Source organism: Devosia alba (genome assembly GCF_039938915.1).
GTDB classification, from domain to species: Bacteria; Pseudomonadota; Alphaproteobacteria; order Rhizobiales; family Devosiaceae; genus Devosia; species Devosia alba.
Map to the genome: position 1 here is coordinate 278,903 of NZ_JBDUUI010000005.1, position 13,517 is coordinate 292,419.

The following is a 13,517-nucleotide window of genomic DNA, read 5'->3' on the forward strand; positions in this document are numbered from 1 at the left end:
TTTGAGCTGCCAAACGGTCGGCGGTTGCCGCAGAGGTTGACGCTCCTTTGTGGTGGCCCCGTGGGACGCGAAACTTCGGTTTCGCGTCCTTTTTTTGTTGGCGCGCATTGAAGGCGCGTCAGAGGCCGATCATCAGGTTCAACCGCTCAAGGGTGGCGCGGTCGGCAGGGTCCACCATGCCCACCAGGAAATGGAGAATGGTCTTGCGGGATTCTGGGGGCAGGCCCGCAAGGGCATCATTGATCCGGCTGGCCTGGGTCGTCGACAGCGTTCCGAAGAAATCCCGCCCCTTGTCGGTAGCAAACAACAGGCGCTGGCGCCGGTCTGACCGGCCCGTCTTCTGTTCGATATAGCCATTGTCGATCAATTGGCGCAGGACGCGCGCCAGGCTCTGCTTGGTGATCTTGAGAATGTCGAGCAAATCGGCCACCGGCATGCCGGGGCGCAGACAGACAAAATACAGCACGCGGTGATGGGCCCGGCCAAAACCCTGGTGCCCCAGCATGGCGTCGGCATCGCCGGTGAAGTCGCGATAGGCGAAGAAAAACAGGCCCATAATATCGAGGGGGAGGGTTTCGCCGTCGGGACCAGCGTAATTTATGTCAGCCTTGTTGACATTGTTTTCGTACGCTGCCATTGTTTTCCCATCAGGACGTCGTTGATGACTTATCCCTCAGCCTTTGTCGTTTGCCAAGGGCTGGGAGCTGGGGCATGATCGGCGCCAAAATGGGCAGCCCGCGTGGCGCCCGCAGGCATTTTCAGGAGACTACCATGGCCGGCGTGCCGATGGACCAGCGTGAAGGCTGGATCTGGTTTGATGGCGAATTCAAACCTTGGAAAGACGCAAAAATTCACGTGCTGACGCATGGGCTGCACTATGCCAGTTCGGTGTTTGAAGGCGAGCGCGCCTATGGCGGACAGATCTTCAAATCGCGCGAGCATACGGAGCGGTTGATCCGCTCGGCGGCCACGCTGGACATGCCAATGCCCTGGTCGGTCGAGCAGATCGAAGAGGCCAAGCGCGCAGTTCTGGAAAAGAACAATCTGGTCGATGCCTATGTGCGTCCCGTCGCCTGGCGCGGTTCGGAAGAGCTGAGTGTGCCGGCGCGCAACAACACCGTGCATCTGGCGATCGCCGCCTGGGTGTGGCCGAGCTATTTTTCCGTTGAGGAAAAGCTCAAGGGCATTCGCCTGGAGTGGAGCAAGTGGAAGCGTCCGTCGCCCGAGACGATCCCTTCTTCGGCCAAGGCGGCCGGCCTCTACATGATCTGCACGCTGAGCAAGGACGCGGCGATGGCCAATGGCTATGCCGATGCGCTGATGCTGGACTATCGCGGCTATGTGGCTGAAGCGACCGGCGCCAATGTGTTCTTCATCAAGGGCAAAGAGATCACCACACCAACCCCCGATTGCTTCCTCAACGGCATTACACGCCAGACGCTGATCGAGCTGGCCAAGCGCAATGGCTTTACGGTTACCGAGCGTCACATCATGCCCGAAGAGCTGAGCCAGTTCGATGAGTGCTTCCTGACCGGTACGGCCGCCGAGGTGACGCCTGTCAGCGAGATCGGGGAGTACAAATTCACCCCGAGCGTGGGTTGCCGCACGCTGATCGATGCCTATTCGGCAGAGGTTCAGCCCAAGCGCGCTGCAGCCGAGTAATTTCGGCATTGCTGCAATGACGAAGCCGGGCCGAAGGGCCCGGCTTTTCGTTGAGCCCGGCGCAGGTCACCGTTTCGCTGAAACGGGCAAATCGCTTCAAGTTCTTGACTGGTCGCGTTTTCAGCAGAAGTGGCGCCGCTTCTGCATAGACCGCCCAGGGCCGGTCAGGCGGTTTGCGCGGTCCATTGCAGAATTTCGGACATGACCTGCCGCAAGGCGATGTCCAGACCCCCGATGGCGGCGGCGGCCGGCTCGGTGGTGGAGGGCTGAGACGACGAGAACGTCTTGCTCGCGAAGATCATGCCGCGTCGTTCGTCGACCAGCTTGGCGTTGATGGTGACGGTGGCCAGATTGCCCTTGCTGACGTCGATCTCGAAAGCCTGTATCTCGGTGGCCAGGGTGATGTCGACGCTGAGCTGATCGTCCGGGCGACCGATATTGGGGAAGTTGGAGGCCTGAAAGGTCTGCAGCAGACGGGTCTGCAGCAGACGCGGCAGGGTGTCCGACAGCTGAGCTTCCGGCAGATAGCTGAGCATATTGCCGACGTCCCGGACGACGACCCGCTGACTGTCGTAGGTCTGCACAGCGACGGGCAGGGTGATCACCACCACCCGCGACGAGCGCCGGCGCATCGGTATCTGGCTGGCGCTGGTGAGGTCATAGGTTATGGGCGGCGTGGTGGTGAAGCAGCCGGCCAGACCAAGGGTCAGCGCGGATGCCCCAATAACCATGAATGCGCGTCGTGTGGTGGACATCGAGCCTACCTCTTGTTGTATTCGCGAACGGTTTCGCCGCCAAAAATCAGGCCCTGCGGATTGCTTTCCAGATTGCGGACCACGCGGTCAAACCGCGCCAGTGTCGCCCGCGCTTCTGACGCCAGGGCAGCATAACCAGGTAATCCGCTGGAAGTGAAATTGTTCAATCCGACAGCAATGCTGGCCGTGCTGGTATTGAGCTGGTCGGCCAATTGCTGGATCGAAACGGCAGCATCGCCGATCTGGGCAAATAGCCCTTCGCCTTCCGCATTGCTGACTGAAGCGTCGAGTTTGGCCAGGATTTCGTCGACCTTGGTGGCCGAGCCGGTCAGCGACTGGGAGATTTCAGTCGCATTGGCCACAATGGTATCGACATTGGTCGAATTGTCGCCGAGCTTGGTGGCGAATTCATCGATATTGTCCAGGACGCGGCTGACCAGGTCCGGGTCGATACCAGCAGCGACCTGATTGATCTTGGCAACGACCGGGTCGAGATCGGCCACCATGACAGTGAGGCCCTCGGCCAAGGTCTCAGTGGCCGCAAACAGGCTGTCAATTTGATCAGAGTTGCGCGCCAGGCTGTCCGTGAAGGTGGCAATGTCGTCGACGACAGTAGTGATTTTTTCCGGCGGCAGGGCGGCCAGGATGTCCTTGAGGTCGGCGGTTACTGTGGTGATTTCACCCGAGAAGGTGTCGGCATTGGCGACGATGCGGCTGACTGCCTCCGGATCCACGGCTGCAGTCACTGCGTCGATGCGGTCGACGCTTTGCGACAAGGTTGCGCTCATTTTGGTGACGTCGTCAGCCAGGGTGGATGCTGCGGTGAAGAACTCGTCCACCTTGCCGGAATTGCGGGACAGCGTGTCGCTGAAATCGGCGATGTTGTTGACGACCTCGGTGACTTTTTCCGGGGGAATGGCCTCGGCCAGTTCACCCAATTTGGTGGACAGGTCGCCGATCTGCTCGGCCATCGGGCCAACCTGCTTGCCGGCATCGGCAATGCTGGCCAGTGCATCCTTGACCCCATCGGCATTGGCGGCCAGCGCATCACTGAACGCGGCAACATTGCTGATGGTCTCGTTGAGCTTGGCATCATTGGCGTCAAGAAAGCCATTGAGACGATCAACCGCGGTGGCCGTGCCATTGATGGTGGTCGACAGGCCATCCAGGATCGACTGGAAATCGGAGACCTTGGCATAGAGCGTGGGCACGCTGCGGCCCGGTTCGATCGGTGGTGGTCCGGCCTGCTCGGTGCCACCGGACAATTGCAGCGAGCCAACGCCAGTCAGACCCTGAAAGCCCATCAGCGCCTTGGTATCGGCCTTTATGGGGATCGAGGCGTCGATTTCGATGCCCGCAATGACGCGGTTGATATCGGCTGGATCGAGCGCGACGGCTTTGACCTGGCCGATCTTGATGCCGTTGAACTGCACTTCGGTGCCGGCGCTGAGACCGGAAACAGTGCCGGTGAAAATCACCTCGTAGCTGGCGGTCGCGGTGTTGCTCGAGGGTCCGGCAAACCAGAAGACAAAGCCGACAAAGGCAACCAGAACGGCGGTGGCGATGGCCCCAACGATGGTATAATTTGCTTTGTTTTCCATGGTCTAGCCTTCGAGGTTGTGGGCGCGGGGGCCGTGGAAATAATCTCTGAGCCAGGGCTCGGTGGCGGCACGCATCTGCGTCAAGGTCCCAGCCTTGAGCAGCTTGCCATCGGCCAGGGCCACAATCCGGTCGCAGGCCGCCTCAAGACTGTCCAGATCATGGGTGACCATGAGCACCGTCAATCCCAGGGTCTTGCTCAAGGTGACGATCAACTCGTCGAACTTGCCCGCGCCAATCGGGTCGAGGCCAGCGGTGGGTTCGTCGAGAAACAGAATTTTGGGGTCCAGTGCCAGTGCGCGGGCGAGTGCCGCCCGCTTGATCATGCCACCAGAAAGCTGGGCCGGAAAGGTTTGCGCCGCACTGGGCGGCAGGCCGACCAGGTCGAGCTTCACATGGGCGATTTCGCGGCGCAGTTTTGGCGACAGGTCGAGGTGCTCGCGCATGGGGAACTCGATATTTTCCAGCACGCTGAGCGAGGAGAACAGGGCGCCCTGCTGAAACAATACACCCCAGTCGCGGCGGAGCAGTTCACGTTCGCGTATTGTCAGCTCGGAGAAGGGGCGACCAAAAATGGTGATTTCGCCGCGGCGATGCGGCACCAGACCCGCCATGGCGCGCATGGTGACCGTCTTGCCGGAGCCGGAGGGACCAATCAGGCCAAGAATTTCGCCGGTGCGCAGTTCAAAGCTCAACCCGTCAATCACGGTGACATTGCCAAAGCCGACGTTCAGATCATGCACGGTCATGGCGGCAGGGGCTGCCGGGGTGGGGGCGGTGTCCATGGCTAAAATCCGATCGCCGCGTAGAAGACGGCAAACAGGCCATCGGCCACGATGACGACGAAGATGGCTTTGACGACCGAGGAGGTGGTGCGGCGGCCCAGCGATTCGGAGGAGCCCTGCACCTTCATGCCTTCGAGCGAAGCGAGCAGCCCGATCAGCAAGCCCATGAAGGGCGCCTTGATCAGGCCGGCCATGATGCTGGTCATGGTCATGGCATCCCGCAGGCGGATGATGAACACGTCCACCGGGATATCGCCATAGACCCTGGCGACCAGGATCGCCCCGGCCATGCCGGCCATCGAGCCGACGAAGGCTAGCAGCGGCAGGCCGACAATCAGCGCCAGGGTGCGCGGCAGCATGAGGGCCTGATAGGGATCAACCCCCATGACCCGCAGGGCGTCAAATTCCTCACGGATCCGCATCGAGCCGATTTCGGCGGTGATGGCCGAGCCGGATCGGCCGGCAACCATGATGGCCGCCAGCAGCACGCCGATCTCGCGGAACATCAGGATGGCCGCCAGATCGACAACCAGGATGGAAGCGCCAAAATTGCGCAATTGCAGAATGGTCTGCTGGGTGATGATGGCGCCGACGACGAGCGAGATCAGCGCCACAATGGGAATGGCGCGCAGGATGATCTGTTCAAACTGCTGCACGAAGCTGGCCAGGCGCAGCGGCGCCCGCCCGATCATGGTTTGCCCGAATGCCGACAGCAGATGGCCCAGCGTGGTGTTGATGGCGTAAATATCGCCACTGCCACCCATAATGGTGCGCCCGAGCGTGTCGAAGGGGGCGGTAAACCAGTTTTCGCGCGGCGGGGCGGGCGCCTCTTCGGGGTCATAATTGTCGATTCGCTCGAGCAGGCTCTGGTGTTTGCCCGAGGCGCCAGTAAAACCGCCGGAGGGGCCTGCACCCTGGCGGCGCAGGCGGGTGAGCAGCCAGGCACCGATGGTGTCGAGTGCATCTACGGCTGCTATGTCTATGACAGTGTTGGTACTTTTGGCGAGTGAAGGCTCTGTGGCGACGACATCGAGCTCAAGCGCGCGCGCATTGGCTGAGGTCCAATCTCCCGAACAGCGGACCACCAGGTTCGTGTCCTGCGTCGTGGATAACTCGATATAGCGACCCATGAGACCTTCAATGCCACAAATGCAGTCGCTTCATTAGCACGTTCTGGCCACAATTGGCAGGTTGGTTCGCGGCCAAAATAATGCAGCAAACCTTAGTCCCAGCGCGCTTTGGCGGCATCGTCGTCGCCCTTGGCGGCGACCCAGCGGGTGCCGTCGGGACCGCTCTCCTGCTTCCAGAACGGGGCATCGGTCTTGAGGTAGTCCATCAGGAATTCTGCGCCCTGGAACGCCGCACGGCGGTGCGCCGACAGGGTCATGACCTGGACGATGGGCTCGCCGGCGCGCAGCACGCCATAGCGGTGGATGATGGTGGCGGCGAGCAGGTCAAAGCGGGTTGTGGCAGTGGCCAGCATGGCCGAGAGCTGATTGATGGCCAGTTCCGGGTAGCATTCGAGCGACAGGGTGGTGATCGGCGCGTCGGGGCTGGAGCGGACCATGCCGGTAAAGGTCACCGCAGCGCCGGCGCCCTTGCCAGCGGCGAGAAAGGCATTGGTTTCGGCGCCGGGGTCAAAAGCGTCGGTAGTGACGCGCACGCTCATCGGTCACCCTCCGGTCATGGGCGGGAACAGGGCGACGACGCTGGCGCCGGCAATCGGGGTGGTATGGGGCACCAGCCTGGCGTCGAGCGCCGATTTGATCAGGCTGCGCTTCTCGACGGCATGGGCAAAGGCCTCGTCGCGCTGGGCCAGCCAGTCGATGAGGTCGGCAATGGTGACGACGCCGTCGGGCGGGGAGACCTCCTCCTCGCCGCGATTGAGGCGTTCGCGCAGCCAGGCGAAATAGAGGATCTTCATTTCGCCGGCCCCGATAGATGCGGCCAGCTGGCGCGCAGATAGTCCCAGCCGGTCCAGATCGTCAGGGCGCCCGCCAGCCAGAGCAGGACATCGCTGAGCAGGCCGAAGCCGGGCACGATGCGTTCAAACAGCACCACGGCCAGCGCCACCAACTGGATGGTGGTCTTCCACTTGGCCAGCTTGCTGACCGGCAGCACGATCTGGGTATTGCCGAGAAATTCGCGCAGGCCCGGAATGAAGAATTCGCGGAACAGGATGGCGCAGGCCGGGATCATGTCCCAGCCCGAAAAACTGCCATCCCAGGCCAGCACGGCGATCAGATTGCCGACCAGGAGCTTGTCGGCAATGGGGTCGAGCATGCGGCCGAGCGGGGAATACTGGTCCCAAGCGCGGGCGAGATAGCCGTCGAGCCAGTCACTGGCCGCCGCCAGCACGTAGAGGATCAGCGCGATCAGGCGCAGGATCAGATCACCGTCCATCACCAGCACGGCAATCGGGATGATCGCGAGGATTCGCGCGATGGTGATCAAGTTGGGGACGAGCAGCAGCGGGTTGTTGGCCATAAAGGGACAGAACAGAATTGCAGCTTGGGGGTCAAGGGTCAGCGTGTGGTCAGTGCATGGCGATCTTGCCCTCCGCCCCGAAGGGGGAGGGCAAGTTCCTGCCAGTCAAATGCTCCAGGCCTTTGCTTGGTCGCGGTTTCGAACCGAGAAAGTGGCGCCACTTCTGCTGAGAACGCGCTAGGCGACGTGCTGCTTGGTGGCGGCACGGCGGGCGGTCACGGCGTCAGCCAGAGCGTTCAGTGCGGTGACGGTGGTGTCCCAATCGATGCAGCCATCGGTGATGGACTGGCCGTAAACCAGTTCGCGACCGGCAACGAGATCCTGGCGACCGGCCACCAGATTGGATTCGACCATGACGCCGATGATGCGGCGATCACCAGCGGCCAGTTGCGTGCCGATATCGGCCAGCACTGCCGGCTGGTTCTCCGGCTTCTTGGACGAATTGGCGTGGCTGGCGTCGATCATGATGGCAGCGGGCAGCCCGGCGGTTTCGGCCGCACTGGCGGCGGCATCGACGCTGGCGGCGTCGTAATTGGTGGCTTTGCCGCCACGCAGGATGATGTGGCAGTCCCGATTGCCGGTGGTCTGGGCGATGGCCGAACGACCGCTCTTGGTGACGGCGAGGAAATGGTGCGGCTGGCCGGCGGAGGCGACGGCGTCGAGCGCGATGCGGACATTGCCATCGGTGCCGTTCTTGAAGCCGACCGGGCAGGAGAGGCCCGAGGCCAGTTCGCGATGGATCTGGCTTTCGGTGGTGCGGGCGCCGATGGCGGCCCAGCTGACCAGATCGGCAATGTATTGCGGGGTGGTCATGTCGAGGAATTCGCAGGCGGCGGGCAGGCCCAGATTGGCGATGTCGAGCAACAGGGCGCGGGCCGTGTGCAGGCCGGTGTCGATGTCGAAGCTGCCATCGAGGTTGGGATCGTTGATCAGACCCTTCCAGCCGACGGTGGTGCGGGGCTTTTCGAAGTAGACGCGCATGATGATCTCAAGCCGGTCGCCCAGGGTGTCGCGCAGCGCGCTGAGGCGCCTGGCGTAGTCCAGCGCCGCGGCGGGATCGTGAATGGAGCAGGGGCCGACGACAACGGCAAGGCGGTCATCGGCGCCGGTCAGGATATTGTGGAAGGCGTGGCGGGCACTGAGCACGGTGCGGGTGGCGGCGTCGGTGCGCGGATGCTGGCGCATGACCTCGATGGGGGTGGTGAGTTCCTTGATAGCGCCGATGCGCAGATCATCGGTGGATTTCAGCATTGGTGGTCTCCTCGGGGGTTTTGGGGGGTGAGGCGGCCAACAAAAAAGCCGCCTCGTAGGGGGGCGGCTGGCTTCGGGTTTGGTCGTATCCTTGGGAAAGATCAGAGCAAGCGCACGGTAGCCTCCGCCGAGAGCGGATAGCTAAACCAAAACGAAACAGTGGCTGCGGTGCGGATCATGGGGTGATGTGTAGCGCGCCTTTTGCCGGTTGTCGACTCCAAGTTTAGCCCCCCGCACCTTGGTAATTGCGCAGGCACCAGCGCCAGTGAAGCATGGCAATCAGCACCATGATCGGTCCGGCCAGCAGGCAGGCCAGGCCAGCCCAATCGCCCAGCAGGGGGACGGGTTTGCCGAGCAGGACGGCGACCGGCACCGTGCTGATGAAGCCCAGCGGCACGATGGTGATCAGCATGAGCTGGATGGGGACCGGGAAGATGGTGATCGGATAGCGCGCCAGTTCCCAGAAGCCGAAGAAGATCGAATAGAGATGGCGGGAACGCACCCAGACCAGCGCGGTGGCGCCGATCATGGTCATCAAAGCGCAGACCACCAGGGCGCCGCTGACCAGGGAGGCCAGGAAGAACAGGGCGACCGGCAGGGACCAGGCCAGGTCAATCTGGGTGACGGACCAGGCCATCAGTCCGACGGCCAGGATGATGTGGCCGGTATAGCCGATATTGAGTCCGGAAAAGACCAGATAGGTCCAGGGGCTGATCGGCTTGACCAGGACGGCATCCATCGTGCCCAGCCGAACCATGTCCTCCATGACGCGAAACTGCGTGAAACTGAATGAGGCGCCGGTGGAATAGGCCAGCAGGTGGAAGCTGAGCAACAAGGCCATCTCCGACCAGGTCCAGCCGCCCAGCATGCCAAAGCGCGTCACGATAAGGGCGATGGCGGTGTACATGGCGCCGTAGGATGTCGCCTGGGAGAACCAGGCCAGCAGCATGGCGCCGGGATATTCGAATTTGGTGCGCACGAAGATGGCGATCAGGTGGGGGATCAGGCGCAGGGTGCGATTCATCGGTCTAGCCTCCCTGCACGATCAGGCGATGGCGCGCCTGGGCCCAGAGCCAGCCCAGAGCGGTCAGCAGGGCCAGCAGCCAGACGCAGCCAATGGCGAAGTAAAGCAGGGTCTGGCCGGGGTCGAGTTTGCCGAGATAGACGGCGGCCGGGTAATAGGAGACCCAGGCGAAAGGCAGGTGCCCGGCAATAGCGGCGAGCCAGTCAGGGAACAACCATAGCGGCACCAGACCACCCGAGAGCAGGGTCATGATGCTCATCAGGAACCATTCCAGCGCGAAGACCGTCATCAGCCAGAAGGCCAGCAGCCCCGCCAGCGTTGCCAGGGTGAACAGCATGGCAAAGGACAGGAGCCAGAAGGCCAGGAAGGCCAGGCCGTGGAACGGGCTGACGGGTGGCACGAGCCCGTAGGTCAGCCAGACAATCACGGCGATGGGGAGCACGATGAGCAGCAATTCAAACAGGAAATGGCCGATATGGCTGGCCAGCAGATAGGCGGGATAGTGCAGGGGCTTGAGCAGATAAACGGCAACATCGCCGGTCTGGACGGCATTGCCCACCTCATTGACCAGGCGGGAGAAATCCCAATACAGCACCGGTCCGGCGAGCAGGGCATAGGTGATCATGTCGGGCAGGCTGAAGCCTTCGACAGTGGCGCCAGAGGCCGCGCCATAGACCGAGACCCAGATGGCGATGCGGGCGAACATGAACACCAGATCGCCAAAGGCACCGGCCCAGACGGCGTTGCGATAGGCCAGCCGGGTCTGGAAGGCGTTGACGGTGAAATTGGCATAGGCCGCCGCTCTCATGGTGCGGTCACCAGATTGGGTTTTTGCTGGTAGAAGGTGCGGATCACCTCTTCGATGGCGGGTTCTTCCAGGGCGACATCCTTGAGATCGTAACCGCTGCCCAGTTCGGTCAGGACGTCCAGAATCGAGGTCGTTTCGGAATCGAGCAGGAAGTGCTTGGCCAGGCCCCCATCGGTGACCAGACGGGCCGTGGTCAGGGAGATGAGGCCGGGGTCGCTGCCGAATTCAAGGCGCAGGCGGCGGCGGGAGCCGAGGGCGGCGCGCAGGCGGGGCAGTTCGCCATCGAATAGCAGCCTGCCGTCATCGACCATGATCAGGCGCGGGCAGATCTCCTCGATGTCCTGCAGATCATGGGTGGTCAGGATGATGGTGGTGCCGCGCTCGCGGTTGATCTGGGCGAGGAATTTGCGCACCGCGTCCTTGGCGACGACATCGAGCCCGATGGTGGGCTCGTCGAGAAACAGGATCTTTGGATCGTGCAGCAGCGCCATGGCGATTTCGGCACGCATGCGCTGGCCCAGGCTGAGCTGACGGACGGGGCGATCGAGATAATCGGTCATGGCCAGCATGGTGGCGAGGAAGGCGAGATTATCGGTGAAACGGGCCTGGGGGATGTCGTAGATGTGGCGGTGCAGCGCAAAACTGTCGCGCACCGGCAGATCCCACCAGAGCTGGCTGCGCTGGCCGAAGACGACGCCGATCTCGGCGGCGTTGGTCATGCGGTGGCTGTGTGGCTCACACCCGAGGACGCTCAGGCTCCCGCCGCTGGGCACCAGAATGCCGGTCATCATCTTGATCATGGTCGATTTGCCGGCGCCATTGGGGCCCAGATAGCCGACCGCTTCGCCAGCCGCGATGGCAAAGGAGATATCGGCCACGGCCTTGACCTCGGTGAACTGGCGGGAGAACAGGCTGGCCATGGCGCCGCCCAGGCCGGGCAGGCGTTTGGTCTGGCGGAACGTCTTGGTGACGTTGCTGGCGGAAATGATGGCGGACATGGCTGACCCTCAAGCAAGGATCAGGCTAGCCGATTCTTGATGGCTGAGAACGCGTTATGTGGGGCGCGCGGAAGCGCCGCCTGACTGCGGGTTTCACGAAAGCGGACGGGGCCCCGACGCCCCGCAACCGGCAATAGCTCAAGACGCTTTTGTCTGTTCAAAGGTATTTAACGCGTCCAGCGTAATTCTGCTCTCGCCAAAACGGGGATGAGGATGGGCTGGGTGGAACGCAAATGGGTCCAGGTTTTCCTGGTCTGGGCGGTGATTGCCTTTGCACTTGCCTTCACGGCGCTGATTTCGGGCAGCGCTCGCAGCATTACCGGCGACGATGCCATGCGGCTGGTCGAAGCCGTTGATCTGTTCAATGGACAATCCTGGTTTGATACCACGCAGTACCGGGACAATGCGCCTTTCGGTGGGCCTATGCATTGGTCCCGTCTCGTGGATGCGCCACTGGCGCTGCTGATTGCCGTGTTTACGCCCTTTGTGCATCAGGCAGCACCCTATTGGGCGGCTTTCGTCTGGCCGCTACTGGTGCTGCTGGCCGTCGTGGCGCTTCTGGCCGAGCTGACTGAGCGCGTGGCCGGCGCCGCGGCCCGGCTTCCGGCCCTCGCCCTGCTGGCAATGGCAATCGCCATCTATACCGAGTTCAGTCCCGGCCGGGTCGACCATCACAATGTGCAGATCGCGCTGACCCTGGCGATGATCCTGGCCAGCCTGCAGGGCCGCTACAGGACGGGCTGGGCGGTGGCCGCCGGAGTTCTCGCGGCAACAGGCCTTGCCATCGGCATAGAAGTGTTGCCGTCGGTGATCGCAACGATGGCCTGCTTTACGGTCTACTGGATTGTCGAGCCGCGCCGCAGCCAACCGCAATTGCTTGGTTTTGCCGCGAGCTTTGCTTTGGCCCTGCTGTTGCACCTGCTGGTGGCCAGCCCGGTCCAGACCTGGCTGACGCCGTCATGCGACGCGCTCTCGGCCACCTATGTGGTTGCCGGCGTGTGCTATGGTCTGTCGATGCTGGTGGTGGTCGTGGCGAGCCCAATCCTGCGGCAGCCGGTGACAAGGCTGGCCGCGCTGACGGTGCTGGGCACGCTGTCGCTTGCCATCGTGATCTGGCTGTTTCCTGAATGCCGCAACGGTCCATATGGCAATCTCGATCCCGATCTGGCCAATATCCTGATGCCGGCAATCGGCGAGGCCCAACCCGTCTGGATCTGGGCCGCACAAGCGCGGCCATCGGTTGCCCTGATCATCGTGCCGGTGATCGGCATGGCCAGCGTGTTGCTGGTGACGGCAATGGTGCCGGCCCACCGGCGCTGGCGCTGGATGGTGCTGGCCGGTTTCTGCCTGGCCTTGCTGGTGGTCTTCTGCCTCCAGGTGCGCGGTTTCCGGTTGCTGAACATTGCCGTATTGCCGGGCCCGGCCTGGTTGATTGCGCATGCCTGGGCGTGGTTCCGCGCGCGCCAGAACCTGGCTTCGGCGGCCCTGGTGAGTGCCACGGTGCTGGCTTTCAGCGGCGCAGCGCATTGGAGCCTTATCAGCAATGCCTATGCGGCGTTCGCGCCCGCGCCTGCCGCCAAAGAGGGGCCCGATTTGATGGCGTGTGTCGACCCCTCGGCCTACGGGCCGCTCGCGGCCCTGCCACCCGGCCGGATGATGTCCTACCTGTTGATTGGACCACAATTGCTGCTGGAAACCCCTCACGCGATCGTCTCTGCCGGCTATCACCGCAATGAGGGCGGGTTGCGCGACATGGTGCGTTTTTACGGCGGCGGCGAAGCAGAAGCGCGCGCTGTGGCCAGCGAAAGGGGGCTGGATTACCTGGTCTTCTGCCGCGGCCTTCCGCCCAATTCTGCCTTGACCGGCGTCCCGGACTTCCCTGGCCTGGCCTGGCCGTGGCTCGTCCGGATCAGTCCGCCCGAGGCGGCGCTGCAGATCTATTCCATTGATCTGGAGGAATAGGCTCGCCGGTCAGGCGAGCAGCTTGCCTCGCAGACCGGCGCGCGGAAGCGCCGCCTGGCTGCGGGTTTCATGAAAGCGGACGGGCCCCGAGACGGCTTTCGCCTCTGGTAAGTTAAAATAGTGAGACGGAACCGCCTCGGGGCGCCGGTTTTTGGAACTGTACGGCGGCACGGGGGTCGCTCGCCC

Annotated in this window: 14 protein-coding genes; 2 read left to right on the forward strand and 12 right to left on the reverse strand. The window is 62.7% G+C overall.

Annotated features, from left to right (window positions below):
* Nucleotides 1-118 precede the first annotated feature (118 nt).
* Nucleotides 119-637, reverse strand: coding sequence for a MarR family winged helix-turn-helix transcriptional regulator (locus ABFY71_RS10100; RefSeq protein ID WP_347945855.1), 519 nt, complete (start codon nt 635-637; stop codon nt 119-121).
* 134 nt (nt 638-771) lie between these two features.
* On the opposite strand from ABFY71_RS10100, the gene ABFY71_RS10105 reads away from it, so the two are divergent.
* Entirely contained in the window at nt 772-1,662 is an 891-nt protein-coding gene (locus ABFY71_RS10105; RefSeq protein WP_347945882.1) for a branched-chain amino acid aminotransferase, read from the forward strand.
* Between the two features lie 164 nt (nt 1,663-1,826).
* Here the strand turns inward: ABFY71_RS10105 and ABFY71_RS10110 are convergent, their stop codons facing one another.
* The 11 genes from ABFY71_RS10110 to ABFY71_RS10160 all read right to left on the reverse strand — a co-directional run bounded on the left by ABFY71_RS10110 (nt 1,827) and on the right by ABFY71_RS10160 (nt 11,369).
* Nucleotides 1,827-2,417 carry an ABC-type transport auxiliary lipoprotein family protein gene (locus ABFY71_RS10110; RefSeq protein ID WP_347945856.1) on the reverse strand — a complete coding sequence of 197 codons (591 nt, stop codon included), beginning with the start codon at nt 2,415-2,417 and terminating at the stop codon, nt 1,827-1,829.
* 5 nt (nt 2,418-2,422) lie between these two features.
* The gene (locus ABFY71_RS10115) at nt 2,423-4,018 is read right to left on the reverse strand and encodes an MlaD family protein (protein ID WP_347945857.1); all 1,596 of its coding nucleotides are present in this window, start codon (nt 4,016-4,018) and stop codon (nt 2,423-2,425) included.
* A gap of 3 nt (nt 4,019-4,021) precedes the next feature.
* Entirely contained in the window at nt 4,022-4,801 is a 780-nt protein-coding gene (locus ABFY71_RS10120) for an ABC transporter ATP-binding protein (protein ID WP_305578888.1), read from the reverse strand.
* A gap of 2 nt (nt 4,802-4,803) precedes the next feature.
* Nucleotides 4,804-5,931, reverse strand: a complete 1,128-nt coding sequence (locus ABFY71_RS10125) for an MlaE family ABC transporter permease (RefSeq protein WP_347945858.1) — start codon at nt 5,929-5,931, stop codon at nt 4,804-4,806.
* Nucleotides 5,932-6,023: 92 nt separating this feature from the next.
* The gene (locus ABFY71_RS10130) at nt 6,024-6,470 is read right to left on the reverse strand and encodes a molybdenum cofactor biosynthesis protein MoaE (RefSeq protein ID WP_347945859.1); all 447 of its coding nucleotides are present in this window, start codon (nt 6,468-6,470) and stop codon (nt 6,024-6,026) included.
* Nucleotides 6,471-6,473: 3 nt separating this feature from the next.
* Complete coding sequence (locus tag ABFY71_RS10135; RefSeq protein ID WP_347945860.1) at nt 6,474-6,725, reverse strand: MoaD/ThiS family protein; 252 nt, start codon at nt 6,723-6,725, stop codon at nt 6,474-6,476.
* The gene (pgsA, locus tag ABFY71_RS10140) at nt 6,722-7,288 is read right to left on the reverse strand and encodes a CDP-diacylglycerol--glycerol-3-phosphate 3-phosphatidyltransferase (RefSeq protein WP_347945861.1); all 567 of its coding nucleotides are present in this window, start codon (nt 7,286-7,288) and stop codon (nt 6,722-6,724) included. The genes ABFY71_RS10135 and pgsA overlap by 4 nt, the downstream gene beginning before the upstream one ends.
* A 177-nt stretch (nt 7,289-7,465) precedes the next feature.
* Entirely contained in the window at nt 7,466-8,539 is a 1,074-nt protein-coding gene (locus tag ABFY71_RS10145) for a 3-deoxy-7-phosphoheptulonate synthase (protein ID WP_347945863.1), read from the reverse strand.
* Nucleotides 8,540-8,762: 223 nt separating this feature from the next.
* A complete protein-coding gene (locus tag ABFY71_RS10150; RefSeq protein ID WP_347945865.1) occupies nt 8,763-9,563 on the reverse strand; it encodes an ABC transporter permease in 801 nt (266 codons plus the stop codon).
* Nucleotides 9,564-9,567: 4 nt separating this feature from the next.
* Nucleotides 9,568-10,371: an ABC transporter permease gene (locus tag ABFY71_RS10155; RefSeq protein WP_347945867.1), complete on the reverse strand. Its 804-nt coding sequence runs from the start codon at nt 10,369-10,371 to the stop codon at nt 9,568-9,570.
* Nucleotides 10,368-11,369 carry an ABC transporter ATP-binding protein gene (locus ABFY71_RS10160; RefSeq protein ID WP_347945868.1) on the reverse strand — a complete coding sequence of 334 codons (1,002 nt, stop codon included), beginning with the start codon at nt 11,367-11,369 and terminating at the stop codon, nt 10,368-10,370. The genes ABFY71_RS10155 and ABFY71_RS10160 overlap by 4 nt, the downstream gene beginning before the upstream one ends.
* Nucleotides 11,370-11,591: 222 nt before the next feature.
* Here ABFY71_RS10160 and ABFY71_RS10165 point away from each other — a divergent pair, with 222 nt between their 5' ends.
* Nucleotides 11,592-13,331: a hypothetical protein gene (locus ABFY71_RS10165; protein ID WP_347945869.1), complete on the forward strand. Its 1,740-nt coding sequence runs from the start codon at nt 11,592-11,594 to the stop codon at nt 13,329-13,331.
* Nucleotides 13,332-13,517 lie beyond the last annotated feature (186 nt).